The 26,505-nt window shown below is 61.7% G+C and carries 23 protein-coding genes; 17 read left to right on the top strand and 6 right to left on the bottom strand.

Features of this window, described 5'->3' with window-relative positions; all coding sequences use genetic code 11:
* Positions 1–34 precede the first annotated feature (34 nt).
* Positions 35–421, top strand: coding sequence for a YciI family protein (locus LG281_RS17435; protein ID WP_404402988.1), 387 nt, complete (start codon positions 35–37; stop codon positions 419–421).
* Positions 418–1,650 (top strand): RNA polymerase sigma factor, encoded by a 1,233-nt coding sequence (locus LG281_RS17430; RefSeq protein WP_404402985.1) that lies wholly within the window; start codon positions 418–420, stop codon positions 1,648–1,650. Before LG281_RS17435 ends, LG281_RS17430 begins: the two co-directional genes overlap by 4 nt.
* Positions 1,651–1,697: 47 nt before the next feature.
* Here LG281_RS17430 and LG281_RS17425 read toward each other — a convergent pair whose 3' ends face one another.
* Entirely contained in the window at positions 1,698–2,453 is a 756-nt protein-coding gene (locus tag LG281_RS17425; protein WP_404402983.1) for an endonuclease/exonuclease/phosphatase family protein, read from the bottom strand.
* Positions 2,454–2,665: 212 nt separating this feature from the next.
* Here LG281_RS17425 and LG281_RS17420 point away from each other — a divergent pair, with 212 nt between their 5' ends.
* The gene (locus tag LG281_RS17420; protein WP_404402981.1) at positions 2,666–3,295 is read left to right on the top strand and encodes a nucleoside triphosphate hydrolase; all 630 of its coding nucleotides are present in this window, start codon (positions 2,666–2,668) and stop codon (positions 3,293–3,295) included.
* Here the strand turns inward: LG281_RS17420 and LG281_RS17415 are convergent.
* The gene (locus LG281_RS17415) at positions 3,292–4,539 is read right to left on the bottom strand and encodes an ROK family protein (protein WP_404402979.1); all 1,248 of its coding nucleotides are present in this window, start codon (positions 4,537–4,539) and stop codon (positions 3,292–3,294) included. The two genes, LG281_RS17420 and LG281_RS17415, sit on opposite strands and share 4 nt — an antisense overlap.
* 305 nt (positions 4,540–4,844) lie before the next feature.
* Between LG281_RS17415 and LG281_RS17410 the strand changes: the two genes are divergently transcribed.
* The 4 genes from LG281_RS17410 (at position 4,845) to LG281_RS17395 (ending at position 9,074) form a co-directional block, all read left to right on the top strand.
* Complete coding sequence (locus tag LG281_RS17410) at positions 4,845–5,873, top strand: sugar ABC transporter substrate-binding protein (protein ID WP_404402977.1); 1,029 nt, start codon at positions 4,845–4,847, stop codon at positions 5,871–5,873.
* Positions 5,874–5,954: 81 nt separating this feature from the next.
* Positions 5,955–7,028: an ABC transporter permease gene (locus LG281_RS17405; RefSeq protein ID WP_404402975.1), complete on the top strand. Its 1,074-nt coding sequence runs from the start codon at positions 5,955–5,957 to the stop codon at positions 7,026–7,028.
* The gene (locus LG281_RS17400; RefSeq protein ID WP_404402973.1) at positions 7,025–7,819 is read left to right on the top strand and encodes an ATP-binding cassette domain-containing protein; all 795 of its coding nucleotides are present in this window, start codon (positions 7,025–7,027) and stop codon (positions 7,817–7,819) included. The genes LG281_RS17405 and LG281_RS17400 overlap by 4 nt, the downstream gene beginning before the upstream one ends.
* 133 nt (positions 7,820–7,952) lie before the next feature.
* On the top strand, positions 7,953–9,074 hold the full coding sequence (locus LG281_RS17395; RefSeq protein ID WP_404402971.1) for a Gfo/Idh/MocA family protein: 1,122 nt from the start codon (positions 7,953–7,955) through the stop codon (positions 9,072–9,074).
* A gap of 155 nt (positions 9,075–9,229) precedes the next feature.
* Here LG281_RS17395 and LG281_RS17390 read toward each other — a convergent pair whose 3' ends face one another.
* Positions 9,230–10,726, bottom strand: a complete 1,497-nt coding sequence (locus LG281_RS17390) for a CoA-acylating methylmalonate-semialdehyde dehydrogenase (protein ID WP_404402969.1) — start codon at positions 10,724–10,726, stop codon at positions 9,230–9,232.
* 108 nt (positions 10,727–10,834) lie between these two features.
* On the opposite strand from LG281_RS17390, the gene LG281_RS17385 reads away from it, so the two are divergent.
* The 6 genes from LG281_RS17385 (at position 10,835) to iolB (ending at position 18,283) form a co-directional block, all read left to right on the top strand.
* Positions 10,835–11,743: a LysR family transcriptional regulator gene (locus LG281_RS17385; RefSeq protein WP_404402967.1), complete on the top strand. Its 909-nt coding sequence runs from the start codon at positions 10,835–10,837 to the stop codon at positions 11,741–11,743.
* Positions 11,740–12,618: a MurR/RpiR family transcriptional regulator gene (locus tag LG281_RS17380; RefSeq protein WP_404402965.1), complete on the top strand. Its 879-nt coding sequence runs from the start codon at positions 11,740–11,742 to the stop codon at positions 12,616–12,618. Before LG281_RS17385 ends, LG281_RS17380 begins: the two co-directional genes overlap by 4 nt.
* 111 nt (positions 12,619–12,729) lie before the next feature.
* Positions 12,730–14,652 carry a 5-dehydro-2-deoxygluconokinase gene (gene iolC / locus LG281_RS17375; RefSeq protein ID WP_404402963.1) on the top strand — a complete coding sequence of 641 codons (1,923 nt, stop codon included), beginning with the start codon at positions 12,730–12,732 and terminating at the stop codon, positions 14,650–14,652.
* 36 nt (positions 14,653–14,688) lie between these two features.
* The gene (gene iolD / locus LG281_RS17370; protein ID WP_404402961.1) at positions 14,689–16,545 is read left to right on the top strand and encodes a 3D-(3,5/4)-trihydroxycyclohexane-1,2-dione acylhydrolase (decyclizing); all 1,857 of its coding nucleotides are present in this window, start codon (positions 14,689–14,691) and stop codon (positions 16,543–16,545) included.
* Between the two features lie 32 nt (positions 16,546–16,577).
* Positions 16,578–17,471: a myo-inosose-2 dehydratase gene (iolE, locus tag LG281_RS17365; RefSeq protein ID WP_404402959.1), complete on the top strand. Its 894-nt coding sequence runs from the start codon at positions 16,578–16,580 to the stop codon at positions 17,469–17,471.
* 11 nt (positions 17,472–17,482) lie between these two features.
* On the top strand, positions 17,483–18,283 hold the full coding sequence (gene iolB, locus LG281_RS17360; protein WP_404402957.1) for a 5-deoxy-glucuronate isomerase: 801 nt from the start codon (positions 17,483–17,485) through the stop codon (positions 18,281–18,283).
* 34 nt (positions 18,284–18,317) lie between these two features.
* Here the strand turns inward: iolB and folD are convergent, their stop codons facing one another.
* Positions 18,318–19,202: a bifunctional methylenetetrahydrofolate dehydrogenase/methenyltetrahydrofolate cyclohydrolase FolD gene (folD, locus tag LG281_RS17355; protein WP_404402955.1), complete on the bottom strand. Its 885-nt coding sequence runs from the start codon at positions 19,200–19,202 to the stop codon at positions 18,318–18,320.
* Positions 19,203–19,231: 29 nt separating this feature from the next.
* Positions 19,232–20,080 (bottom strand): formyltetrahydrofolate deformylase, encoded by an 849-nt coding sequence (gene purU, locus LG281_RS17350; RefSeq protein ID WP_404402953.1) that lies wholly within the window; start codon positions 20,078–20,080, stop codon positions 19,232–19,234.
* A 253-nt stretch (positions 20,081–20,333) separates the two neighbouring features.
* Between purU and LG281_RS17345 the strand changes: the two genes are divergently transcribed.
* Genes LG281_RS17345 through LG281_RS17330 form a run of 4 tightly spaced genes read left to right on the top strand, consistent with a single transcriptional unit; the run spans position 20,334 to position 25,337 of the window.
* A complete protein-coding gene (locus LG281_RS17345) occupies positions 20,334–21,602 on the top strand; it encodes an imelysin family protein (RefSeq protein ID WP_404402951.1) in 1,269 nt (422 codons plus the stop codon).
* A 57-nt stretch (positions 21,603–21,659) separates the two neighbouring features.
* Complete coding sequence (locus tag LG281_RS17340; protein WP_404402949.1) at positions 21,660–23,168, top strand: di-heme oxidoredictase family protein; 1,509 nt, start codon at positions 21,660–21,662, stop codon at positions 23,166–23,168.
* Positions 23,168–24,247: an imelysin family protein gene (locus LG281_RS17335; protein WP_404402947.1), complete on the top strand. Its 1,080-nt coding sequence runs from the start codon at positions 23,168–23,170 to the stop codon at positions 24,245–24,247. The genes LG281_RS17340 and LG281_RS17335 overlap by 1 nt, the downstream gene beginning before the upstream one ends.
* Positions 24,228–25,337, top strand: coding sequence for a DUF1513 domain-containing protein (locus tag LG281_RS17330; protein ID WP_404402945.1), 1,110 nt, complete (start codon positions 24,228–24,230; stop codon positions 25,335–25,337). Before LG281_RS17335 ends, LG281_RS17330 begins: the two co-directional genes overlap by 20 nt.
* A gap of 29 nt (positions 25,338–25,366) precedes the next feature.
* Here LG281_RS17330 and LG281_RS17325 read toward each other — a convergent pair whose 3' ends face one another.
* Positions 25,367–26,485, bottom strand: coding sequence for a ribonucleotide-diphosphate reductase subunit beta (locus tag LG281_RS17325; RefSeq protein WP_404402943.1), 1,119 nt, complete (start codon positions 26,483–26,485; stop codon positions 25,367–25,369).
* Between the last annotated feature and the right edge of the window lie 20 nt (positions 26,486–26,505).

The raw sequence follows: 26,505 nt of genomic DNA, 5'->3' as shown, positions 1-26,505 counted from the left end.
ATGACGGCACCGCCGGGCGTCGTTGAACGTCGGCATGTTCAAGCCGGCCAACACGCAGAGGGAGAAATCCGTGACCCAAAAAACCTATCTTTGCATCCAACGCAGCCCACAACGTCCGCACACTCCGACCGAGGCGCCTTCGCCCGGAAAAATGGAAGAAATGTACGCCCGGTTCACTGCGTGGCGGGAGAAATTCAAAGACAATATCGTCGATCTCGGCGGCAAATTGGGCGGCGCGGCAATGGTCGTTACCGCCGATGGCACGAAGGACGGCCCGTTTGTGGAGGCCAAGGAGCTCGTCGGCGGCTACATGCTGATTGCCGCCGAAACGATCGAGCAGGCCGCCGAGATCGCGCAACAATCGCCGGGCACCGCCGGTCCCGGCTATAGCGTCGAAGTCCGCGAGATCGTCACCCCGTGACATCCGGACGTCTCGCCGAGCACTTCTTTCGGCACGAATACGGCAAGCTCGTCGCGACACTGTCGCGGCGAGCGGGAATTTCGAACATCGGGGCCGTCGAAGACGCCGTCCAGTTCGCCCTCCTCAAAGCGCTGGAGACATGGCCGCCCGGCGCGCCACCGGACAACCCCACCGCATGGCTGTTCCGCGTCGCCCAGAATGCGCTGGTGAGCGATTTCCGCGCTCGATCCAGGCGCCGGCGGCTGCTCGAACAGGCCGCCGACGATCCGGCCATGATCCCGGAGATGTCCGATCCCGCCGATCCGAACGAGAGCATGCTGCACATGCTGTTCTTCTGCTGCGATCCCGCTATCCCGGTGGACTCCCAGCTCGTATTCGTACTGAAAATCCTGTGTGGCTTGAGCGTCGAAGAGATCGCCCAGAGGCTGTTCGTTAGCGAAGCCAACGTCTATAAGCGCCTCGGTCGTGCCCGGGCTGGTCTCCAGACACTTTCGGATCGCTTCGAAAACCTTTCATCGGTGGATTACGCCGAGCGGCTTTCGGACGTTCATACGGCCCTCTATGCGCTCTTCACCGAAGGCCATCTTTCTTCGCAAGCCGATATGCCTATCCGTGCCGATCTCTGCAAGGAAGCGATTCGGCTCACGGCATTTCTGGCGTCACATCGGGTCGGTCAAACTCCTGAAACATACGCGCTTCTTGCCCTGATGCACCTTCATGCCGCAAGGATCGCCGGGCGTGAGGATGGCCTTGGCGGATTACTGCTCCTGGAAGAACAGGAGCGCGCGCAATGGGACCAGCAAGCGATAGCCATTGGGTTGGAATGGCTCTCGCGATCCGCCCAAGGAGATCGGTTCTCGCGCTATCATGCCGAGGCCGGAATTGCGGCCGAACACTGCCTCGCGCCCTCATTCGAAGAAACCCGCTGGGACCGCGTTGCTGAATGCTATGCCCAACTCGAAGCGGTGGCGCCGTCCGCCATGCATCGGCTCAACCGCGCCGTCGCGGTCGCCGAATGGCAGGGTCCGGAGGCCGGACTGGCCCTACTTCAAGGTTTTGCGCCTCCAACCTGGCTATCAGGATCTTATCTCTGGGCTGCCGTTTTGGCCGATCTGCACCGCCGATGCAGAAACACTGCGCCAGCGCGCCATTATCGCGAGCAAGCACTGGAACTGGCTCCTACCCCGGCAATCAGGGCATTGCTCGAACGGCGGCTGCTTACGGTCTAGGGCCTGTCATCAATTGTAGATAGGGGTTTGACAGGCCGTAGGAAACGCTACCCAGCTGGCTCCGTGGCATCTCGGGCCGTCGGCTGCTCTCGTTCTGGCCGTCCGTGCGCGCCGACCGTCAGCCGGGCCCAGATCGGCAGGTGGTCCGAGCCTTTGCGCGCCAACTCCGACATATGCACACCGGAGTCCTCCACGTCGATATCGGTTGTTGTGATGATCCTGTCGAACGCGACCACGGGCCGTGAAGAGTGGAAACTCGGGCCGGGTGCAACGACCTTGTGGTGCTCCGCGAAATGCGCGAGGCACCCACCCTCGGTCGTCCACTCATTGAGGTCGCCCATGATAACCGTCGGCAAGCTCTCATCGAGAACATCAAGATGATGGAGCACAGATTGCGCCTGCCGTCTCCGCCAGAGGTCGACAAGCCCCAGATGCAGACCGATCACCCGGAGTTTAACCGCGCCAACCTGCAGGTCCGCCATGACTGCGCCGCGCGGCTCGAGCGCCGGCAGGGTGAGCGTCGATTGGTCGAGGACCTCGATCCCCTGGCGCACGAGGATCGTGTTGCCGTGCCAGCCGAGGCTTTGGTGACGCACGCCAAAGGAGATCGGCTCGTAGTCCGTCATCTCCCGGATCATTTCCGGCGAGAGCGACGTTTCCCGGTTGCCGAACCGCCGATCCACCTCCTGGACCGCGACGATGTCAGCATCGACTTCTGTGATGATTTCGAGAATGCGTTGGGGGTCCCGGCGCCAGTCGAGCCCCACGCTTTTACGGATGTTATACGAAGCGACGCTGATCATACCCGTATCATTGTCCGCCCATAATGACAGGTCAATAAAAAGGCCGGGCTTTTGCGTGATGCGAATGGGAATCCGCTCGAGGCGGCGCCTGACCTTTCCACCTACTACACCAACGCTTATCTCGACTAACAAGGCTCTGTACTTTCGATGCAGGGAATGGCACTTGACGAAGGCTCCGGCGCAAATGCCGGAGCCGGAATGCGCGAGGTGCCATGAGCAAGGATCAACTCACGTCGCTGGTCGAAATGCTGCTCGCCCGCCCAGCCGGGCCGCGTACGCTGGTCGCGCTGGCCGGACCTCCGGGGGCGGGCAAGTCCACGCTTGTGGAGACATTGCGCGACGCGCTCAATGCCCAAAGGCCGGGCACAGCACAAATCGTCCCCATGGACGGCTTTCACCTCGACGACGCGGTGCTGAAGCAAAAGGGGCTCCTGCCTCGAAAAGGCGCTCCCGGGACCTTCGACCTTGCCGGCCTCGCCCATTTGCTGGAGCGCCTGAAGGCCGACATCGAAGACGAGATTTTCATCCCCGTTTTCGACCGCAGGATCGAACTCTCCCGCGCAGCCGGGGCTTCGGTACCCAGGACCTGCCGCATTGTCCTTGTCGAGGGCAACTATCTGCTGCTCGATCATCCAGGATGGCGCGATCTGCGTAGTCTGTTCGACGTCACGGTCATGATCAAGACTGATGAGTTGACGTTGCAGCACAGACTTGTCCGGCGCTGGCAGGGATTAGGGCTTTCAACGGACGTGATCTCCGCCAAGGTAGAGGGCAACGACATGCCTAACGTGCGGCTCGTGCTCAATGAGAGCGTCAAGGCAGACATTGAGATCGAAAATTAACGCACGTCCTTGAACAGCACTTCGCGGTCGAGTGTAAAGCTAGCGAGAAGCGGCAGGCATGCGCCCCCCATGGCACGCGCATCCGACCCGAATTGCCCCTCGGCCAGATGCACCGGAACGAGACCCTGCTGGTCGAAGTTTTCCAGGTTATTGGTGACCCCTGCAACGATTCGCGCTCGGATATCGGGAGGAAAACCTCCATCGATGATCACGGCCTCGAAATCGATAATCGACGTGGCCGAAAGGATGACGACCGCGAGGCTGTGGCAGAGCTCCGAGATCCAGTCGTCGAGCAACGGGCCGATCGCGCCCCAATTGTCCGGTTCACGCCACAACATCTCGGGGTTCTGTCCGGCCTGCTCCATGCGTTCGGCCAAAACGTAAAGCGAGGCGTGCTTTAAGATTTGCTCGTAGCTGCGCTCCTTGCCCCCGCGGCCAATCGGCATGGGTGCGATTGCACCGGCATATCCCGTGCGGCCAGGGAAAAGGCTGCCATTGAGCACCACCCCACCGCCCAGGAACGACCCAACAAAAATGTAGAGAAAGTCGAGGTAATGGTTGGCATTGCCCAGCATCAACTCGGCCGCGCAGGCCGATGTTGCGTCGTTGTAGAAATAGACCGGCCACGCCGTCCTGCGCGCAACCTCGGCCTGGATATCGATATCGCGCCAGACATCGAGTACGCTCCTCGGCGCACCGATCTGATGCTCCCAGTTCCAGAGTTCGAATGGTGACGCGATCCCGATCCCCGCGACCCTCATCTTCTGTTGTTCTGTAAGCCCGGCTGTCAGTTCGGCGAGCCCTGCTTCAAGGAACGCCAGGATGTCGCTCGGTTCGGGATAACGATATGTACGGTGCAGCTTGCCGCGCACACGGCCCAGAAGATCCATCAGAACGAGATCGACGCTCCGCCGTCCGATCTTGAGCCCGAACGAAAGCGCGCCTTCGGGCGAGAGCGAATAGGGCACCGAAGGCTGGCCGACCCGTCCGCGCTGTGGCGCTTCGCGCCGGAGAAGCCCATCGCCTTCAAGCTGGTTGACGATGATGGTGATCGTCTGCGGCGAAAGCCCGGTCTGCCGGGCGATTTCCGCTTTGGGCAGCGCGCCGTTACGCCGGATCAGCGACAGGACGAGCCGCTCATTATAAAGCCGAACCCCAGCCTGATTGGTGCCACGGCTCAGCCCGGTGTGTCCTGCGCTGGACCGGGCGGGCTCGTCTCCGCGCGCGCCGCCGTTCCCGGTCATTGCCATTCTCGTTTCCAATCCCAACTCTGCCCAGGCGCCGTTGTAAACGCATAGTTACTTCCAAGGGAAGTGCAAGAACCAAGGTCTTGCACTCCGATCTCGTCGGCACACGGGTTCCTCCTGCGAACCAGAAAACCGCGCATCAACAATTCTGTCAATAAATAAATCCACTGGATAAACTTATTGACAGACGGGGCATTGTAGGTTTTGGATAGGGTCAGGCGATGCCGCTTCGGTTGGAGGACCGGACATCGCCAGCCACCACCACTGCGTATTGGGCGCCGAGCGCGCCCGGGAGGAAATTTATGAAAAAGAGCCTTTTGGCGCCCGCTTGCGGCGCGCTTATTGCTGCGATCTGCGCAACCACCCCGGCGGCGGCACAGGACGCCCCGCTGGCCTGCCTGATCACCAAGACCGACACCAACCCTTTCTTCGTCAAGATGAAGGAAGGCGCTGAAGCCAAGGCGGCCGAGCTCGGTGTCGAGCTGAAATCTTACGCTGGCCGCATTGACGGCGACCACGAAAGTCAGGTCCAGGCCATCGAAACCTGCATCGCCGACGGCGCAAGCGGCATTCTGCTGACGGCCTCGGACACCTCGTCCATCGTCTCTTCGGTGCAGCAGGCCCGTGACGCCGGCATTCTGGTGATCGCGCTCGATACCCCACTCGATCCTATCGATGCAGCCGATGCCACCTTCGCCACCGACAACTTCCTGGCCGGTGAATTGATTGGCACTTGGGCGCGCGCCCAACTCGGCGACAATGCGGACGATGCCCGCATCGCTTTCCTCAACCTCACCCCCGCCCAGCCGACCGTGGACGTTCTGCGTAACCAGGGCTTCATGAGCGGCTTCGGGATCGACCTCAACAACCCCGACGTCATCGGTGACGAGGAAGACCCGCGCATCGTCGGTCACGACGTGACCAACGGCAATGAAGAAGGCGGACGCACGGCAATGGAGAACCTCCTCCAGCGCGACCCGACGATCAACGTCGTGCACACGATCAACGAGCCTGCGGCAGCGGGCGCCTATGAGGCGCTCAAGGCCGTCGGACGCGAAAACGATGTGCTCATCGTCTCTGTCGACGGCGGCTGCCCGGGTGTTCAGAACGTCGCCGAAGGCGTGATCGGCGCCACCTCTCAGCAATACCCCCTTCAGATGGCGGCGCTTGGCATTGAGGCCATTGCGGCATACGCTGAGGACGGGACGTTGCCCGAGCCCACGCCTGGCAAGGACTTCTTCGACACCGGCGTTCAGCTGGTGACCGATAATCCGGCCCCGGGTGTGCCCTCGATCGGCACCGAGGAAGGCATGGATCTGTGCTGGGGCTAACCCGGTAGACCATGACACAATTCGAGCCAGGGCGTGCACAGCCACGCCCTGGTTTCGAAAGTCGAGGAGGAGTCGCCGTTCATGAGCGATAACACTACCCCATCCCAGGATTTCGAAAGCGGGCTAAAGGGCAGCCACGCGGAGGTTGCGTCCTTCGAGGACACGGACCGCTCGCTGCTCAAGCGCATCCAGCACGCGCTGCACGTCAACCCGGCGCTGATCCCGCTGATCATCCTGCTGCTTTCAGTCGCCATCTTCGGCGTCATCCTGGGCGACCGGTTCTTTTCGCCCTTCTCGCTGACGCTGATCCTGCAGCAGGTGTCCATCGTTGGCATCGTAGCTGCGGCGCAGACGCTCATAATTCTGACCGCCGGCATCGACCTTTCAGTCGGCGCGATCATGGTTTTGAGTTCGGTCGTCATGGGCCAGTTCGCGTTCCGTTACGGTCTGCCGCCGGAAATCGCGGTGCTGTGCGGCTTCATAGTTGGCGGGCTGTGCGGCATGATCAACGGTGTGCTCGTGGCCTTCGTACGTCTGCCGCCCTTCATCGTCACACTTGGCATGTGGCAGATCGTTCTGGCGACGAACTTCCTTTATTCAGCCAACGAAACCATACGTTCTCAAGATATCGAGGCCGAGGCGCCGATTCTGCAGTTCTTCGGTGAAAGCATCCGCTTCGGCGGCGCGGTTTTTACCTACGGCGTTATCGCCATGGTCGCGCTGGTGTTCATCCTCAACTACGTTCTCAACAACACGGCGTGGGGTCGCCATGTCTACGCTATTGGCGATGATGCCGAAGCGGCTAAGCTTTCGGGCGTGCGGGTGCGGAAGATGCAGGTCTCGGTCTACACACTGGGCGGCTTGATCTGCGCGCTCGCGGGCTGGGTCCTGATCGGCCGGATCGGATCGGTCTCCCCAACAGCGGGCCAGTTCACCAACATCGAATCCATCACAGCCGTGGTGATCGGCGGCATTTCGCTCTTCGGCGGCCGTGGTTCCATTCTCGGAGCGCTGTTCGGTGCGCTGATCGTCGGCGTCTTCGGCCTCGGCCTGCGCCTGATCGGAACCGATCCGCAATGGACCTACCTGCTCATCGGCGTTCTCATCATCGGTGCAGTTGCGCTCGACCAGTGGATCCGGAGGGTTTCAGCATGAGCACTTCAACCGTTACCCCAATCCTTGCCGCGAAGGGCCTCGTCAAGCGCTTCGGCCGTGTCGTTGCGCTCGACCATGCCGATTTCGAACTCAATCCCGGCGAAATCCTCGCCGTGATCGGCGACAATGGCGCGGGCAAATCCACTCTGATCAAGACGCTTTCAGGCGCCATGACCCCTGATGCCGGTGAAATCACGCTCGAAGGCCAGTCCGTACATTTCCATTCGCCTATGGCGGCAAGGGCTGCAGGGATTGAAACGGTCTATCAGACGCTGGCGCTGTCCCCTGCCCTCTCCATCGCGGACAACATGTTCATGGGCCGCGAGCGGCGGCGGGCCGGGCTCCTCGGCAAATACTTCCGCGCGCTCGACAAGAAAGCGATGGAGGACTTCGCCCGCCAGAAGCTTTCCGACCTGGGGCTCCTGACGATCCAGAACATAAAGCAGCCCGTGGAAACGCTTTCGGGCGGTCAACGCCAGGGCGTTGCGGTGGCCCGGGCGGCAGCGTTCGGCTCACGCGTCGTCATCCTCGACGAGCCCACCGCGGCGCTGGGGGTGAAGGAGTCGCGTAAGGTGCTCGACCTGATCCTCGAGTTGCGTGGACGTGGCTTGCCGATCGTGCTCATCAGCCACAACATGCCGCACGTTTTCGAGGTCGCAGACCGCATCCACATCCATCGGCTGGGCCGGCGTGTTGCGCTGGTCAATCCCAAGGACTATTCAATGTCCGATGCGGTTGCGATCATGACCGGCGCCATGGCCCCGCCGGAGGGTGCTGGAGAGGCCGCCTAGCCACTTCATTTCGACGGAATGCTCCGGCGCGCATGGCAATCCATGCGCGCCATTTTTATATGCGTTTCAGAATTGCATGCCGATAGAATAAATGTTCTACACTGAAAAAAGTGCCGTTGGGAGGAGGGTGGCAATGGAGCATATCGGCGTCGGCCTGATCGGCACAGGCTATATGGGCAAGTGCCACGCGCTGGCCTGGACCAACGTCCTGCCGGTCTTCGGCGAAGGCCCCTTACCGCGGCTGGTGCATTTGGCGGAGGCCAATGCCGACCTTGCCGGAGCGCGCGCCAAGGCGCTGGGCTTCGAGAAAGCCACCGGTGACTGGCGTGAGCTGATTGCCGACCCTGACGTCGATGTCGTCTCGATCACCACGCCCAACGCCTTCCATCCCGAAATGGCCGTTGCCGCGCTCGAAGCGGGCAAGCATGTCTGGTGCGAAAAACCCATGGCTCCGGCTTTCGCCGACGCAGAAGCGATGGCGAAATCGGCAAAGACCTCGGGGCGGGTTGCTGTTCTGGGGTATAACTACATCCAGAACCCGATCATCCGCCACATCGAATCCCTGCTCACCCTTGGCGCCATCGGCACGGTCTATCACATTCGTCTGGAGATGGACGAAGATTTCATGGCCTCTGCAAAGACGCCATTCTCATGGAAAAACGAAGCCGCTGCCGGTTATGGTGCCCTCGACGACTTCGCGGTTCATCCCCTGTCGCTGCTCATGACACTCTTCGGCCCGGTCGGCCGCGTCTTCACACATATGAGCAAGCCCTACCCCAATCGCCCGACTTATGACGGTGTGCCGCGTGAGGTGGAGAATTTCGATATTGCCAGCGTTCTGTTCGAGTTGGCTTCCGGTATATCGGGCACGCTCGCGGTTAGCCGCGCATCATGGGGCCGCAAGGGCCGCATCGCGATCCAGATCTTCGGATCACTGGGTTCGATCCTTTTCGACCAGGAACGGATGAACGAAGCGCAACTCTATACGACGACCGACGAGAGCGCCAACCAGGGCTTCCGCACAATTCTCGCTGCGCCACAGCACGCGCCCTATGACCGCTTCATCCCGGCGCCTGGGCATGGGCTCGGCTTTAACGACCTCAAGACGATCGAATGCCGCGAGCTTCTTAACGCCATTGCCGGTGCGCCCGCCCGCGTGATCGATTTCGAGCGGGGACTGGAGATCGAGCGCGCCGTGCATGCCATGGCAGCATCGCACGAGCAGCAAAAATGGATCGAGGTCGGCACGCAATAGTGTCCCGCTTCATCCAAATCGACAGGCAGCGACCTGTCGATTTGGAAGGAGGTAACGGGACCACGCAGGCAAAAAGCGAGTGAGCCCACTCATTTTGGGTGAGTGGGCTCAGGAGCGCACCGACCTCGCGGGAGGAGAAAAGGGGCGTGAGACCCTTACTTCATAGTGGGCATCGAGAATTCGGCGCCGTCCTTGATCCCCGACGGCCAGCGCGAGGTGACCGTCTTCGTGCGGGTCCAGAACTTGATCGAGTCCGTGCCGTGCTGATTGAGGTCACCAAAGCTCGATGCCTTCCAGCCGCCGAAGCTGTGATAGGCCAGCGGTGTCGGGATCGGCACGTTAATGCCGACCATGCCAACATTGATCCGACTCGCGAAATCCCGCGCCGCATCGCCGTCGCGCGTGAAGATCGCAACGCCATTGCCGTATTCGTGCTTCATCGGCAGGTCGATGGCATCTTCATACGTTTTCGCACGGACCACCGAAAGCACCGGACCGAAAATTTCCTCGCGATAGATGTCCATATCGGGGGTCACGCGATCGAACAGCGTGCCGCCGACGAAATACCCGTTCTCATAGCCCTGCAGCTTGAACCCGCGCCCGTCGATGACCAGCTCGGCGCCCTGTTCGATGCCCTTTTCAACCAGTGCGTTGATCCGCTCCTGCGCCGCCTTGGTGACGACAGGGCCCATGTCGGTTGCCGGGTCTGTATAAGGCCCGATCTTGAGGCTTTCGATCTTCGGAGCAAGCGCCGCAACCAGACGATCCGCCGTCTCCTCACCCACCGGCACAGCCACCGAAATCGCCATGCAGCGCTCGCCAGCCGAACCGTAGCCCGCGCCCATCAGCGCGTCGGCGGCCTTCGCCATGTCGGCGTCAGGCATGACGATCATGTGGTTCTTGGCGCCACCGAAGGTCTGCACGCGCTTACCGTTATTGGCCGCGCGGCCATAGACGTAGCGCGCGATCGGCGTCGAACCCACGAACGAGACGCCGGAGATGTCCGGATGGTCCAGAATACCGTCCACGGCTTCCTTGTCGCCGTTGATGACATTGAGGATACCGGCGGGCAGCCCGGCTTCCATCATCAACTCGGCCAGCCGCATCGGCACGGACGGATCGCGCTCCGACGGCTTGAGGATGAAGGCGTTGCCCGCTGCAATTGCCGGAGCAAACATCCACATCGGGATCATGGCCGGAAAATTGAATGGCGTGATACCCGCACCGATACCCAACGGCTGGCGCATCGAATACATATCGATGCCCGGACCCGCGCCCTCGGTAAACTCGCCCTTCTGCAAATGTGGAATGCCGCAGACGAATTCGGCGACTTCCATACCGCGCACGATATCGCCCTTGGAGTCTTCGATCGTCTTGCCGTGCTCGGACGAAAGCAACGCCGCCAGCTCATCCATATGCGTGTTGATCAGTTCAACGAACTTGAAGAACACCCGCGCGCGCCGCTGTGGATTGGTGGCCGCCCATTTGGGCTGCGCCTCCCGCGCTGCGTCGACGGCGGCCTGAAGGTCTGCGCCATTCGCCAACGCGACCGTAGAGCTCGCTTCGCCCGTCGCCGGGTTGAACACATCCGCCGTCCGGCCCGACTGCCCGGCGACGCGTTTGCCGCCGATGAAATGTCCGATGGTATCCACGGTAACCTCCCATGTTGCGTTGGAGGGAGATTGCCCTTTCAAAAAACAACATTCAATGCGATAGTTTCCGCATCTGTTGTGCAAAAATTAAAGCCGCTCAGGATAGAGATGAACTGGGACGACATCCGCATCTTCCTTGCCATCGCCCGCACGGGGCAGATTCTGGCTGCGGCGCGGAGCCTCGGGCTCAATCATGCGACAGTGGCACGGCGGCTCACAGCGCTTGAGACCGCACTGGGATCCAGGCTTTTCATCCGCCGTACCAACGGTTGCGACTTGACGGCGGAGGGTGAAGCGATGCTCAGCCACGCCGAGACCGTCGAAAGCGCCATATTCGCCGCCCGCGCGGAAACCGGCCGCACCGATGAAACACTTTCGGGCACGGTACGCGTCGGTGCCCCGGATGGCTTCGGCGTGGCCTTCCTAGCGCCAAGGCTCGGGCAGCTGACCGAGCGCCATCCTGACCTCACGATCCAGCTCGTGCCGGTGCCGCGCAGCTTCTCCCTCTCACGCCGGGAAGCCGATATCGCCATCACGCTCGAACGCCCCACACAAGGCCGCCTCGTCGCCCGCAAGCTCGTCGATTATAGCCTCGCGCTCTATGCGTCGCAGGCTTATCTCGACGGCCATGGCACACCCTCTTCAATCGCCGATCTCAAGGATCACCAGCTTGTGGGGTATGTCGAAGACCTCATCTTCACGCCCTCACTCAACTTCACCCGCGAAATTTATCCCGATTGGCGCTCGCATTTCGAAGTCTCAAGCGCCATCGGTCAGACAGAAGCCGTGCGCGCGGGCGCCGGCATCGGCATCTTGCACAGCTTCATCGCGCGCCAATACCCCGAGCTGATCCCAGTTCTGCCGCGCGCGACCATAGGGCGGTCCTATTGGCTCGTGGTCCATGAAGACTTGCGCGCCATTCGGCGCGTCGGCCAGGTCGCCGATTTCATTTTTCATCAGGTCCGGCAGGCTAACGCGATCTTCGCGCAGGCCCTGGAAGGAGAATCAGAGGTTTGACCGAAGATACCACACGTCAGGAACAAGACGCCCCACCGCGCGACTTCGACGGCCTTCAACAGCTTATCGTCGAGCGGCGCCCCGCTCTGCCCAAGCGCCTCGCCCAGGTTGCAGAATTCGCGCTCGCCAATCCCGACGAAATCGCCTTCGGCACCGCCGCCTCGATAGCGGCCCATGCCAATGTGCAACCCTCAACGCTGGTGCGTTTTTCCCAAGCCCTCGGTTACCAGGGCTTTTCCCAAATGCAGGACGTGTTCCGCGCCCGCCTGCGCGATCCGGTACCCAATTACGACCAACGCCTCGCCCAGTTGCGCGAGCACGGTCTCACGGCCTCGAGCGCAAATATGATCATGGAAGGCTTCGCCAACGCCGCGGAGCGTTCGCTCGTTCAGCTGAAGGCCAAGCTCGACCCCGAGACGCTCGACCATGCGGTCTCGCTGCTGGCGGACGCCGAAACGATCTACCTGATCGGCCTGCGCCGCTCGTTCCCCGTCACCTCCTACATGGCCTACGCGCTCGGAAAACTGGGCGTACCCAATGTGTTGATCAACGCCGTTGCCGGGCTCGCACCTGAGCAGACAGCCTTCATTTCGCCCCGCGACGCTGCGCTGGTGGTCAGCTTCACGCCCTACGCCAGCGAAACAGTCTCTCTCGCCCATCTTGCCCGTGAAAAGGGCGCGAAGATCGTCTCGATCACCGATTCCGTCCTCTCGCCCATCGCCACCATGGCCGATGCGTGGTTCGAGGTTGCCGAATCCGATTTCGAAGGCTTCCGGACCCTGGGAGCGACCATGATCCTCGCCATGACCCTTGCAGTGGCTGTAGCCGAGAAACACAAGGGGCAGTCACAAATGGAACAGAGGATCATAGAATAGAACAAATGTTCTGATTTGAATTAGGCCGGAATTGACGTTTCATTCGTTACGGTCTAAAAAGCGCCCATCGACAGTAGGGCGCATCGTGCGCCGAATCGGGAGGACACGACCATGGCGCCGTCGGCCGCTGAACTCGACGTCATCACCATTGGCCGCTCATCCATCGATCTTTACGGCCAGCAGATCGGTGCGCGCCTCGAAGACACTGCCGGCTTCGCCAAATCCGTTGGCGGCTGCCCGGCCAACATCGCCATTGGCACCGCGCGGCTGGGTTTGAAATCGGCGATCTTCACCCGCGTCGGCGACGAGCAGTTCGGCCGGTTCATCCTTGAGCAGATGACCCGCGAAGGCGTCGAGACCTCCGGCATCGTCACCGACCCCGACCGGCTCACGGCGCTGGCGATCCTCGGGATCGAGGACGACAAGACCTTCCCCCTGCTCTTCTACCGGGAAAACTGCGCCGATATGGCGCTCTCCCCTGAGGACATTTCCGAAGACCTCGTCGCCCGCGCCAAGGCAGTGCTGGTGTCGGGCACGCATTTTTCCAAGCCCAACACCGACGCGGCCCAGGAAAAGGCGATGGCTCTTGCAAAGGCAGGAAGCAAGAAGGTCATCTTCGATATCGACTACCGCCCCAATCTCTGGGGCCTTGCCGGGCACGCCCAAGGCGAAGAGCGCTATATCGCCTCCGATATCGTCTCGAGCCGCATGATGAAGGTTCTCCCCCATTGCGATTTGATCGTGGGTACCGAGGAAGAGGTCCTCATTGCCTCGGGTGAAACCGATCTCCTTTCCGCGCTCAGGACGATCCGTCGTCTATCCTCCGCGACGATCGTCCTGAAGCGCGGCCCCCAGGGATGTATCGTTTATGAGGGCGAGATCAGCGACGACCTCGAAGACGGAATCGTGGGCAAAGGCTTTTCGGTCGAGGTCTACAATACGCTCGGGGCAGGCGATGCCTTCATGTCGGGCTTCCTGCGCGGCTATCTGCGCGGAGAGCCGCTGGAAACCTGCGCGACTTGGGCCAACGCCTGCGGTGCCTTCGCCGTTTCAAGGCTTCTGTGTTCGCCCGAAATCCCCACCTTCGCCGAGCTCGAATACTTCCTCAAGAACGGGTCGAGCCATAAAGCGCTGCGCAAAGACGAAGCGCTCAACCACATCCATTGGGCGACGACGCGCCGCCGTGAATACCCCTCGCTGATGGCGCTCGCCATCGACCATCGCTCGCAGCTCGAAGACATGGCCGAGCGGGTCGGTGCGCCGCTCGAAAAGATCGGCGCGTTCAAGCAACTCGCCGTCCAGGCGGCCATTCGCATCGCGGGCGATGCCGATGGTTATGGCATGCTGCTCGACGACAAATATGGCCGCGAGGCAATCTTCGATGCGTCCAGGAAGGACAAGTTCTGGATCGGCAAGCCTGTGGAACTGCCCGGCTCGCGCCCGCTGCAGTTCGAGTTTTCGCAGGATCTGGGGAGCCGGTTGATCGAATGGCCGGTCGACCACTGCATCAAATGCTTGTGCTTCTATCACCCTGATGACGATCCGGAACTCAAGGAAACCCAGGCACAAAAGCTCGATACGCTCTACCAGGCCGCGCGCAAGGTCGGGCGCGAACTGCTGATCGAAATCATCGCGGGCAAAAATGGCACGCTCGACGACAAGACGATCGCTCGTGCACTCGAAGACCTCTACGCACGCGGCATCAAGCCCGATTGGTGGAAGCTCGAACCGCAGGCCTCTAGCGCGGCATGGGCCAACATAGACGCTGTGATCGAACGCGAAGACCCCTATTGCCGGGGTGTGGTGCTGCTCGGACTCGAAGCGCCAGCCGAAGAGCTCGAACGGGCATTTGCAGCGACCGCACAATCACGCACGGTCAAAGGCTTTGCCGTCGGCCGGACGATTTTCGCCGACGCGGCGGCAAAGTGGCTTTCGGGCAAAATCGATGATGAAACCGCTATCGCCGATATGGCACAACGATTTGGAACGCTGACCGAAAGCTGGCAGCGTATCCGCGGCGCCAAGGCAGCATGATTGCCGCCCGCCCGCAATATTAAGGGAAGAGATTTCATGAGCGTGAAAACTGTTCGGCTGACCATGGCCCAGGCGGTAGCGCGTTTCCTGTCGCGCCAGATGACCGTCATCGACGGCGAAAAGCTACCGATTTTTGCCGGGGTGTGGGCCATCTTTGGTCACGGCAACGTCTCCGGCATGGGCGAGGCGCTCTATGGCGTGCGCGACGAACTGCCGACCTACCGCGCCCACAACGAGCAGGGCATGACCCACGCCGCCATCGCCTACGCCAAGGCAATGTTTCGCCGCCGCATGATGGCCTGCACCACCTCCATCGGTCCTGGCGCGCTCAACATGGTGACTGCCGCCGCCGTCGCGCATGTCAACCGCCTGCCTTTGCTGCTGCTGCCCGGCGACGTCTTCGCCAACCGGCTGCCCGACCCGGTGCTCCAACAGGTCGAGGATTTCGGCGACGGCACCATTTCGGCCAACGACGCGTTCAAATCCGTCTCGCGCTATTTCGACAGGATCACCCGTCCCGAGCAGATCATCCCAGCGCTCCGCCGTGCCATGCAGGTCCTGACCGACCCCGCCGAATGCGGCCCGGTGACGCTCGCGCTCTGCCAGGACGTGCAAGCCGAAGCCTACGACTATCCCGAAAGCTTCTTTGAGGAAAAAGTCTGGACCTTCCGTCGTCCGCGCGCCGATGTCGATGAAATCGCAGCAGCTGTCGAAACGCTCAAGGCCGCGAAAAAGCCCGTCATCATCGCCGGTGGCGGCGTGCTCTATTCGCAGGCGACCGAGGACCTCAAGGCGTTCGCGGAGAAATACGGCGTCCCGGTGCTGGAAACCCAGGCGGGGAAATCCACCCTGCCCCATACCCATCCGCTCGCGATGGGCTCGGTCGGCGTCACCGGCACCTCGGCGTCCAACGACCTCGCCATGCAGACCGACGTCGTCTTCGCCGTCGGCACCCGCATGCAGGATTTCACCACCGGTTCCTGGGCCTTGTTCCGCAATCCCGAAATGAAGATCGTCGCGCTCAATACCCAAGCCTTCGATGCGGGTAAGCACAATGCCGTCCCTGTCGTGGGCGACGCCAAGATCGGGCTGGCTGATATAGACGCGCAGCTTTCCGGCTGGTCGGCGCCGAGCGCGTGGACCGAGGAAGCCAAGGCCGGCAAGGCCAAATGGCAGGAGGCGTCCGATGCGGTGCGGGCACCGAGCAATACCGAGCTGCCCTCGGATGCTCAGGTGATCGGTGCGGTGCAGCGGACCTTGACCAGCGCCGCCACCGTCGTTTGCGCCGCAGGCGGACTGCCTGGCGAACTGCACAAGCTCTGGGAGTCCGGCGCGCCCGGCTCATATCATCTCGAATACGGCTTCTCGTGCATGGGGTACGAGGTCGCCGGCGGCCTTGGCGTCAAGCTCGCAAAGCCGGACGAAGAGGTGGTCGTCATGGTGGGAGACGGGTCCTACATGATGCTCAATTCCGAGCTGGCGACCTCCGTCATGCTCGGCAAGGACGCCCGGATCACCGTCGTCTTGCTCGACAACCGGGGCTATGGCTGCATCAACCGCCTGCAGATGGAAACCGGCGGCGCCAATTTCAACAACCTGCTCGAAGACAGCAAATACGAGGTCTTCCCCAATATCGACTTCGCCGCGCATGCCCGCTCCATGGGAGCGATCACGACCAAAGTCTCCTCGATCGCCGATCTTGAAGCCGAACTCGAAAAGGCCAAGACCAACGACCGCACGACCGTCATCGTCATCGACACCCACCCGTTGATCGCCACCGAAGCTGGCGGCCACTGGTGGGACGTGGCGGTGCCGGAAGTCAGCGACCGCAAAGAGGTCCAGGACGCTCGCAAGGCGTATGAAGAACACCTGAAACACCAGCGCATCGGCTAGTCCGGCGCGCACATCATCTGGAGCTATCCCCTATGATCCGCATTGGCGCCAATCCAATCGGCTGGTCCAACGACGACATGCTGGAAGTGGGCGGCCACATCCCGCTCGAACAATGCCTTTCCGAAGCCCAGACCGCCGGGTTCACCGGCATGGAGCTGGGCAACAAATTCCCCCGCAAGGCAGACGCCCTGCGCCCCGTGCTGAGCACCTACGGCCACGATCTCGTCTCGGGCTGGTATAGCTGCGAACTGCTTGTGCGCGATGTCGACGCGGAAATGGAAGCGGTGAAGGACCACGCCACGCTCCTGCGCGACATGGGCTGCAAGGTGATGGTCACCTGCGAGACCTCAAACACCATCCAGGGCCAGATCGACACGCCGCTCTCCGCGCGTCCGGTCCTGCCCCATAACGTTTGGGCCCAATTCGGCATGCGCCTGACCGCCTTCGCGCAGAAGATGATGCAGGAATATGGCCTAGAGGTCGTCTACCACCACCACATGGGCACGATTTGTCAGACCGAGGCCGAAATCGACCGCCTGATGGCGTCGACTGGCGACGCGGTCAAGCTCCTGCTCGATACCGGTCACGTGACCTGGGGCGGCGGCGATCCCGCGCGCGTTGCGCGGCACTACAAGGACCGTATCACCCATGTCCACACCAAGGACGTGCGCGAGGATGTGATGTGGCAAGCCCATAAGGAGGACTGGAGCTTTTTGAAATCCGTCCTTGCGGGCATCTATACTGTGCCAGGCGACGGCCTCATCGACTTCCCGCGCGTCTTCGCCGAACTGGGTGGATATACCGGCTGGGTCGTGGTTGAAGCCGAGCAGGATCCTGAAAAGGCCGAGCCCGCGAAATACGCCAAGCTCGGCTACGACTATCTGGAAAAGACGCTTAAAAACGCGGGGTTTTCCATTCAGAAATAAGGGAGGCAGCAATGGCCGATCTTCTCGTTAAACCCGTTGGTGAAACCGGCAAGGTGATCGCGGTCACCCCGCAAAGCGCGGGCTGGACCTATGTTGGCTTCGATGTCCATAAGCTCACCCCCGGTTCGGTGGCAAGCGGAGAGACCGGCGACAGGGAAGTCTGCCTCGTTTTTGTCGCGGGCAAGGGTAAAGTCGTTGCCAATGGCGAAGCGTTGGGCGAGCTGGGCGAACGGATGAGCCCGTTCGACGGCAAGCCTTATTCGGTCTACCTGCCGGGCAACAGCAGCTGGAGCGTCGAGGCAACAACCGACCTGGAACTCGCCGCCTGTTCGGCACCCGATACGACCGGATCGAAACAGGTCCGTGTTATCGCACCCGACGGGCTGGGCCAGGAGACGCGCGGCAAGGGCACCAACGTCCGCTACGTCACCAATATCCTGCCCGAAACCGATGACACCGCGGATTCCCTTCTGGTCGTCGAAGTCATCACACCGGGCGGGCATACGTCATCCTATCCACCCCACAAGCACGACCAGGATAACCTGCCTGCCGAATCGGCGCTCGAAGAGACCTATTACCACCGCCTCAATCCGCCCCAGGGCTACGCCTTCCAGCGGGTCTATACCGACGACCGGTCACTCGATGAAACGATGCTTGTCGAAGACGGCGTCACAACGCTCGTGCCCAAGGGGTACCACCCCTGCGCGGCGATCCATGGATACGACCTTTATTATCTGAATGTCATGGCCGGCCCCAAACGCATCTGGCGGTTTCACAACCAGAAAGAGCACGAGTGGCTGCTTAACGCCTGAACGAAAAAGGCCGCCTCCCGGGCGGCCTTTCTCTTTACCCCACGCTCCGCTCTGCCGCGCTCAACGTATTGGCCATCAGCATGGCGATGGTCATTGGCCCGACCCCTCCGGGCACCGGCGTGATCGCCGCAGCACGGTCTTTCGCCGCCGCGAATTCCACATCGCCGACAAGACGCGTCTTCCCCTCGCCCCTCTCGGGCGCCGGAATGCGGTTGATCCCCACATCGATCACCGTCGCGCCAGGCTTGACCCAGTCGCCCTTGATGAACACGGGCCGCCCGATTGCCGCAACGAGAATGTCTGCCCGCTGGCAAAGCTCGGGAAGATTACGCGTCCGCGAATGTGCAATCGTCACCGTGGCGTTGGCATGCTGCAAGAGCGCCGCGACGGGTCGCCCCACGAGATTCGAACGCCCGACGACGACCGCGTCGAAACCTGAAATCCCCTCGGGATAAACACTGTCGAGCAGCACCATGCACCCCTTGGGCGTACACGGCACGAGCGTCTTCTCCATTTGTCCCGAAGCAAGCCGGCCGATGCTGATATCGTGCAGGCCGTCCACATCCTTGGCCGGATCGATCGCACCGATGGTCGTACGCTCGTCGAGCCCTCCCGGCAGCGGCAATTGCACGAGAATGCCGTGAATCTTCGGGTCGGCGTTGAGCGACTCAATCAGAGCAAGAAGCTCATCCTGCGTCGTTTCTGCCGGCAGCGTATGCTGGACCGAGTGAAACCCGCATTCCTTCGCCATCCGGCTCTTGGAAGCGACATAGACCTGGCTCGCCGGATCTTCACCAACCAGAACCACGGCCAACCCCGGCGTCACGCCATGCGTCCCCGATAGCGCCCTGGTCCCGGACTGGACCTTGGCAATAGCATCCTGTGCGACGGCTTTCCCGTCGATGATCTGTGCGCTCATATTCCAGTTATCCAATCCGCTGCTTTGCCCTAGCCAAAAACGACCGTCTTGTGCCCGTTGAGCATCACCCGGCTTTCAAGGTGCGATTTCACCGCTCGCGCCAGCACCCGGCTTTCGATATCCCGGCCCACCGCGATAAGATCGTCGGGGCTCATCGCATGAGTCACCCGCGCCGTCTCCTGTTCGATGATCGGACCTTCGTCAAGGTCGGGCGTCACGTAGTGTGCCGTCGCGCCAATGATCTTCACGCCGCGCTCATGCGCCTGATGATAGGGTCTCGCGCCCTTGAACGAGGGCAGGAACGAATGGTGGATATTGATCGCCTTGCCATAAAGCCGCGTGGCGAGCGTATCGGAAAGGATCTGCATATACCGCGCCAGGACGACGAGATCCGCCCCGGTTTCCTTGACCACCGCGAGGACCTTTTCCTCCTGCTCGGCCTTCTGCTCCTTCTCAACAGGGAAGATGTAAAAAGGAACGCCTTCGGCCTCCGCAATGCTGCGCGCATCTTCATGATTGGAGATGATCGCCGCGACCTCGGCTCGCAGCCAGCCCACCTTGATCTGATAAAGTAGGTGTAACAGCGCATGATCGAACTTCGAGACCATTATGACCACGCGGGGTACGCGCGCGGTATCGGCGATCATGGTCTTCATCTCGTACCGCTCGACGACCGGCGTCAGCGCCCGCTCGACGGCCTCCTTGCCCACCGCGTCCGGCGCGGTAAAGGCAATACGCATGAAGAACTTGCCCGTATCCCGGTCCCAGAATTGATTGCTTTCGGCAATGTTGGCGCCGAGCCCGAAAAGCTCGGTCGTAACCCCCGCGACGATACCCGGCCGGTCGGTGCACGAAAGGGTGAGGATGAAATCGCTCATGATAGGCCCGTTAACACTTGAGGATAAGGTTTCCCCTTCCCGTCATCACCCAGTTGTCCGGGTGATGACGGGAAGGGGAACTCGGACGGGCAGGTCATATTCGGTCCCACGCCGAAGGTAAAGCATAGAGCGATTATGATCCGCTTGCTGTTGCCAAACAGGATGGCTTGGGTTAGTTAAAACATGAGTATCATACTCATGATATTTCGCAGCTCAGCTCCGGGCTCAATAACCCGGCCATTGGGGGACCTAAATGATCAAGAAATTCACCGCAAGCAGCCTTCTGGCAGGCGTCGCCGTCGCTGCGCTGGCCCAGAACGCCAACGCCGTCGAAGCCTCGGCCGTCGTCGACACGTATGCCAACGTCGCGCTGGCGGCCTACGAGGACAGCCTGACCACAGCCCAGGCACTTAAATCCGCCATCGATGCACTAGTCGCGGACCCGACTGCGGAAACCTTGACCACCGCGCGAGAAGCCTGGCTCGCCGCCCGCGCACCCTACCAGCAGACCGAAGCCTACCGCTTCGGCAACGCTATCGTGGACGATTGGGAAGGCAAGGTGAACGCCTGGCCGCTCGATGAAGGCCTCATCGACTATGTGGATGCTTCCTATGGCACCGAATCGGACGTCAACGCCTTTTACGCGGTCAACGTCATCGCGAACGATACCGTTTCCGCCGGTGGCGCCGAAGTCGATGTGAGCGAAATCACGCCCGAGGTTCTCCAGGAACTCCATGAGGTCGGTGGTGTCGAAGCCAATGTCGCGACCGGCTATCATGCCATCGAGTTCCTGCTCTGGGGCCAGGATCTCAACGGTACGGGAGAAGGTGCCGGCACGCGTCCCGCGACAGACTTCGACCCCGCCAACTGTACCGGCGGCAATTGCGAGCGCCGTATCGACTATCTCGTCGCCGCGACGGATCTCCTGATTTCCGATCTCGAAGAAATGGTTGCCAACTGGCAGGCGGATGGCGCCGCGCGCGCCGAGCTTTCAGCCGATCCGGAAGCAGGCGTCGCAGCCATGCTGACGGGCCTTGGCTCGCTCTCTTACGGCGAGCTCGCAGGCGAGCGCATGAAACTGGGGCTCTTGCTCAACGATCCCGAAGAAGAGCACGACTGTTTTTCGGACAATACCCACAACTCGCACTACTACGACGTACAGGGCATCGTTAACGTCTGGAACGGCACCTATGAGCGTGTGGACGGTTCGCTGGTCGAAGGCCCAAGCCTCGCCGAACTGGTTGCCGAAACCGACTCTGCCCTCGCGGAAGAGATGAACGTGAAGCTCGATACGACCATCGCAGCCTTCGAAACCCTCAAGACCCGCGGCGACACGATTGAAGCCTACGACCAGATGATCGGCGAGGGCAACGCCGAGGGTAATGCGGTTGTTCAGGCCGCAATCGACGGGCTCGTGGACCAGACCCGCACGATCGAGCGCATCATTGACGCGCTCAACATTTCGGGTATCGAACTCGAAGGCTCCGACAGTCTCGACAACCCCGACGCCGTCTTCGGCTAATATCAATAAAGGGCCGGCGCGGGAGTGGCGGCCCTTTCTTTTTGCAGGACCAGACTTTTGCGCCTCACTTCGCTTGTTTCAACCCTTGTCATTTGCCTTGTCGGTGCGGTCGCGTGGGGATCGGACGCGTATCGCCGCGACGACCTTTCGGCCGAAGACTTGGCCCGCGTCGCGCGCGTAACCGAACCGACCACTGCCTTCGACGCCGCTGAAACCTACGAAGCCATGCAGGCCGGCGCGGCGACCTCGACCAAGCCTGTCAACGCCAACGCCTTTTCCAACCCCTCGGGTAATCTCTCTTTCGAGGATCAGGAAACCTTTCTGCTCGGCAACGGGTTGTTCCGCAAGGATTGGGCAACCGCCCCCTCCTCGACCCTCGCCTCGGACGGGCTGGGCCCTCTTTTTAACGCGCGCTCCTGCCAGTCCTGCCATATCAAGGACGGACGCGGACACGCCCCCGCATCGCTCGATGACCCGGCAGTCTCGCTCCTCGTCCGTCTGTCCGTGCCCGCGACTGCCGAACAGCAGGCAATGATCGACGCTGGGCAGATCCCCGCCGCGCCGCACCCGATTTACGGTTTGCAGCTTCAGGATTTCGCCGCCGCCGGCCTGCCCGCCGAAGGCCAGGTGCAAATCACATACGACGATGTCCCCGTCGAACTCTCCGGCGGCGAAACTGCAACGCTGCGCGCGCCAACCCTGTCCATCGGCAATCCCGGCTATGGCCCACTGGGTGACGATATCATGCTCTCCGCCCGCGTCGCCCAGCCCATGATCGGCCTCGGTCTTTTGGAGGCTATCCACGAGGCCGACATCCTCGCACTTGCCGATCCCGAAGACGCTGACGGCGACGGTATTTCCGGCCGGCCAAGCTGGACGCTCGACGAAAACGGGGAACGCGTTCTCGGCCGCTTCGGCTGGAAAGCCGCCCAACCGAGCGTCGCCATGCAATCGGCCCACGCATTTTCGGGCGATATGGGACTTTCGACCCCGCTCGTCCCGAGCCACTGGGGCGAATGCACAAACGGCCAGCCCGAGTGCCGCGCCCTGCCCCACGGCGCGCAGGCGCATCTGGGCGAGCATGAAGTGCCCGCCGACCTCTTCGCGCTCGTCACCTTCTATTCGCAAAATCTTGGCGTGCCCGCGCGGCGGGATGTCGATGACCCCGCAGTTCTGCGCGGCAAGGAGATCTTTTACGAAACCGGCTGCACAAGCTGCCACACGCCCAAATTCGTCACCCGCCGCGACGCGGACCATCCCGCCCAGCAATTCCAGCTCATCTGGCCTTACACCGACATGCTGCTGCATGACATGGGCGAAGGTCTTGCCGACTATCGGTCGGAAGGCACGGCCAACGGCTATGAATGGCGCACGCCGCCGCTTTGGGGCATCGGCCTCACCGCCACGGTCAATGACGAAGCCGCCTACCTCCATGACGGTCGCGCGCGCACCCTGCTCGAAGCCATCCTCTGGCACGGCGGCGAGGCGCAAGCCGCACGCGATGCGGTTGTCGCCATGCCGCCCCAAGACCGCCAATCCCTCATAGCATTTCTGGAGTCGCTCTGATGCTGGCAAGGTTCGCCATGGCAATTGCTGCCCTTGCACTGATGTCCGGTGCTGCATCCGCGCAGGATGACCCGATTCCCGATGCGGTCGGCCTGCGCATAGCCGAGCATTTCGCGGCCCCAGCGACGGCGGCATTCACCGAAGCTGCGGCGGCCCTTGAGCAAAGCGTTGCAATGCTTTGCGAAACGCCGTCGCCTGACGCCCTTGCCCAAAGCCGCGATGCCTTCGCGCACACCGTGCAATCGTGGGGTACGCTCTCAACCCTCCGCTTCGGTCCATTGGCCACCGAAAATCGTTTCGAGCGGATATTCTTCTGGCCCGACGCACGCGGCGTCATCCTGCGGCAGGTTCAGGAGCTTCTCGCCGGGAAAGATATCACCGCGACCGACCCGACAACGCTCGCGGAAAAAAGCGTCGCCATGCAGGGCCTGCCCGCACTGGAATACCTGCTCTGGGGCTCGGGCGCCGAAACGCTGACGAACGATACCGTTCCCTACCGCTGCGCCTACGCACACGCCGTCGCCGGCAACCTCGGCGCTATCGCTCACGAGGTCGAGGCTGAATGGCAATCGGGCGCCGCGTACCACACCGCGTTCACCGCACCGGGCCCCGCAGTCGATCTCTACCGCGACAAGCGGGAGGTTGCCAATGAGTTCGTCAAAGCGCTTTCGACAGCACTCCAATTCATGGCAAGCGCTGAACTCGGCCCCGCCGTCGGCAAAGACGAAAGCGCGGCCAACCCCCGCCGCGCTCCCTTTTGGCGTAGCGATCTGACCTTCACCTTCCTCGCAGCCCAGGCCCGCGGTCTCGACGCACTGATCGCCTCCACGGACTTCGAAGACGAGCTACCCGTCAATCAATCGACCGTCATATCCTCAATCCGTTTCGACCTGCGCATGATCCGCGAACGGCTTGAGGAAATCGATATGCCGGTCGAGACCGCGTTCTACGATCCCGACGCCTGGGAACACCTGCGCTACGTTACCGTGGCTCTTGGCCTAGCCAACGACACCGTCAACGATATGCTGACCGGTGCCATTGGACTTGTGATGGGGTTCAATGCACTCGACGGCGATTGACAGACGCACCTTCCTTGCCCTGACCGGTGCGACCCTGGCACCGGCCCGGATGGCCCTCGCTCAGGACGCCGCAGACGAGGCATTGTTCATCGGCGCGCGCCTTGCCAGCGGTGGCTACGAGGCCGCCGTGATTGACGCGGAAGGTAGGGACAGACTTGTCCTCCCCCTGGAGGCGCGTGGGCACTCCTTCGCCATCGACGCCGAACGCCGACGTGCCGTCGCCTTTGCGCGGGCGCCCGGCCGGTTCGCCATACTGTTCTCACTTGACGGCAACGCCGAGCCGGTCGTCCTGCCCGCCGACCCGGACCGGCACTATTTCGGCCACGGCGCGTTCACCGCAGACGGCCATCTGCTGTTCGCCACCGAGAACGACTACGACGGCGAACGCGGTGTGGTCGGCGTCTACGACGTTTCGGGCAGCTCCGCCCGTATCGGCGAGTTTGCGACCGGCGGCATCGGTCCGCACGAAACCCTCCTGATGCCAGACGGCAAGACGTTGGTCACCGCAAATGGCGGCATCCTCACCCATCCCGATTATGACGGCATCGACCTCAACATCCCCGAGATGAAGCCGAGCCTCGTTTATAGCGACATCACGACCGGAGAGATCACCGAAAAGGTCGAGCTTCCCCCAGCCCTGCATCAGCTCTCGATCCGGCACATGGCCATCGACGGCGCAGGCGTCGTCTGGTTCGGCTGCCAATATCAGGGCAATCCGTCCGACCGCCCACCCCTCGTAGGACGCCACCGCCGGGGCAAGGAGATCGAACTATTCTCGCCGCCCGATGGTGTACTGCGGCGCATGGACAATTACGTCGGATCCGTCGCTGTCGACCGCTCCGGCACCATTCTCGCAACCTCGTCGCCCCATGGCGGGCTCATCGCCTATTGGGATACGGCGACCGGCGCCTATTTGGGCACGCAGGACCTCGCCGACGGCTGCGGCATCGCCCCGCAAGGCCCTGGCGTAGTGCTCTCGACCAGTGGTCGTGGGGCAATTGCCGAAACCGGACCGCGGACGTTCCACACGATCCGCGAAGCGGACCCGCAGGCGCCTGCCTGGGACAATCACCTGCGTCGGGCCCTGTAATCGGGCCGGAAAACCGGCCCGATCCTGCGTCAATCCCAGTTCAGCGAACCACCGGTCTGATACTCGATCACCCGGCTCTCGAAGAAGTTCTTCTCCTTCTTCAAATCCATCACCTCGCTCATCCACGGGAACGGGTTGTCCGCCGCCGGGAATACCGGCTCGAGCCCCAACTGCGCGCACCGGCGATTGGCGATAAAGTGCATGTATTGCTCGCACAGCGCCGCATTGAGCCCCAGAAATCCGTTGGGCATCGTATCGCGTCCATACGCCGCCTCGAGTTCCGCCGCCCGTTTGAGCATACCCCGGATTTCCTCCTGAAACGGCTTGGTCCACAAATGCGGGTTCTCGATCTTGATCTGGTTGATCACGTCGATCCCGAAATTGAGGTGGATGCTCTCGTCGCGCAGGATGTACTGATATTGCTCGGCAATCCCCACCATCTTGTTGCGGCGCCCGAGCGACAGAATCTGTGCGAAGCCGGTATAAAACCACATCCCCTCGAAAATGACATAGAACGCCACGAGATCGCGCAGGAACGCCTGATCGGCCTCCGGCGTCCCGGTGGCAAAGTTCGGATCGTCGAGGCTTTGCGTATAGGTGAGCGCCCATGCCGCCTTGTCGGTGATCGAGGGCACCTCACGATACATGTTGAAGAGTTCCCCCTCATCGAGCCCCAGGCTCTCGACGATGTACTGGAAGGTGTGGGTATGCACCGCCTCCTCGAACGCCTGCCGCAGCAAATACTGCCGGCATTCGGGATTGGTGAGATGCCGGTAGATCGCCAGAACGATATTGTTCGCCACAAGGCTTTCCGATGCCGCAAAGAACCCGAGGTTGCGCTTGAGCATCCGCCGCTCGTCGTCGGTCAGCCCGTCGCGCGACTTCCAGAGCGCGATATCAGCCTGCATGGAAACCTCGGTCGGCATCCAATGGTTGTTACAGCCTGAAAGATATTTCTCCCACGCCCATTTGTATTTCAAAGGCAGGAGCTGGTTGACGTCCGCGCGGGCGTTGATCATCGCCTTGTCGGAGACCGACACACGAGCGCCGCCGCGCTCGATTTCGCCAAGGCCCGTCGCATCCGCCTGGGCATTCGGGTCGACATGCGGGGCATGGCTGGGGGCATCGCCCCAGGAAAGGGTAGACATTGGTGTATCCTTAAATTCGC

The sequence above is a fragment of the Pelagibacterium halotolerans genome (genome assembly GCF_044811015.1).
In the GTDB taxonomy this organism is placed as follows: domain Bacteria; phylum Pseudomonadota; class Alphaproteobacteria; order Rhizobiales; family Devosiaceae; genus Pelagibacterium; species Pelagibacterium halotolerans_A.
This window is presented reverse-complemented; position numbering and strand designations above follow the sequence as displayed.

Excerpts from the sequence above, each read along its gene's own strand:
- folD (WP_404402955.1), bottom strand. The coding sequence starts at position 19,202 with ATGAGCGCACAGATCATCGACGGGAAAGCCGTCGCACAGGATGCTATT.
- LG281_RS17415 (WP_404402979.1), bottom strand. The coding sequence starts at position 4,539 with ATGACCGGGAACGGCGGCGCGCGCGGAGACGAGCCCGCCCGGTCCAGC.
- LG281_RS17410 (WP_404402977.1), top strand. The coding sequence starts at position 4,845 with ATGAAAAAGAGCCTTTTGGCGCCCGCTTGCGGCGCGCTTATTGCTGCG.
- iolE (WP_404402959.1), top strand. The coding sequence starts at position 16,578 with ATGATCCGCATTGGCGCCAATCCAATCGGCTGGTCCAACGACGACATG.
- iolC (WP_404402963.1), top strand. The coding sequence starts at position 12,730 with ATGGCGCCGTCGGCCGCTGAACTCGACGTCATCACCATTGGCCGCTCA.
- LG281_RS17325 (WP_404402943.1), bottom strand. The coding sequence starts at position 26,485 with ATGTCTACCCTTTCCTGGGGCGATGCCCCCAGCCATGCCCCGCATGTC.
- LG281_RS17425 (WP_404402983.1), bottom strand. The coding sequence starts at position 2,453 with ATGATCAGCGTCGCTTCGTATAACATCCGTAAAAGCGTGGGGCTCGAC.
- LG281_RS17330 (WP_404402945.1), top strand. The coding sequence starts at position 24,228 with ATGCACTCGACGGCGATTGACAGACGCACCTTCCTTGCCCTGACCGGT.
- LG281_RS17435 (WP_404402988.1), top strand. The coding sequence starts at position 35 with ATGTTCAAGCCGGCCAACACGCAGAGGGAGAAATCCGTGACCCAAAAA.
- LG281_RS17420 (WP_404402981.1), top strand. The coding sequence starts at position 2,666 with ATGAGCAAGGATCAACTCACGTCGCTGGTCGAAATGCTGCTCGCCCGC.
- LG281_RS17385 (WP_404402967.1), top strand. The coding sequence starts at position 10,835 with ATGAACTGGGACGACATCCGCATCTTCCTTGCCATCGCCCGCACGGGG.
- LG281_RS17405 (WP_404402975.1), top strand. The coding sequence starts at position 5,955 with ATGAGCGATAACACTACCCCATCCCAGGATTTCGAAAGCGGGCTAAAG.
- LG281_RS17395 (WP_404402971.1), top strand. The coding sequence starts at position 7,953 with ATGGAGCATATCGGCGTCGGCCTGATCGGCACAGGCTATATGGGCAAG.
- LG281_RS17335 (WP_404402947.1), top strand. The coding sequence starts at position 23,168 with ATGCTGGCAAGGTTCGCCATGGCAATTGCTGCCCTTGCACTGATGTCC.
- iolD (WP_404402961.1), top strand. The coding sequence starts at position 14,689 with ATGAGCGTGAAAACTGTTCGGCTGACCATGGCCCAGGCGGTAGCGCGT.
- iolB (WP_404402957.1), top strand. The coding sequence starts at position 17,483 with ATGGCCGATCTTCTCGTTAAACCCGTTGGTGAAACCGGCAAGGTGATC.
- LG281_RS17400 (WP_404402973.1), top strand. The coding sequence starts at position 7,025 with ATGAGCACTTCAACCGTTACCCCAATCCTTGCCGCGAAGGGCCTCGTC.
- LG281_RS17345 (WP_404402951.1), top strand. The coding sequence starts at position 20,334 with ATGATCAAGAAATTCACCGCAAGCAGCCTTCTGGCAGGCGTCGCCGTC.
- purU (WP_404402953.1), bottom strand. The coding sequence starts at position 20,080 with ATGAGCGATTTCATCCTCACCCTTTCGTGCACCGACCGGCCGGGTATC.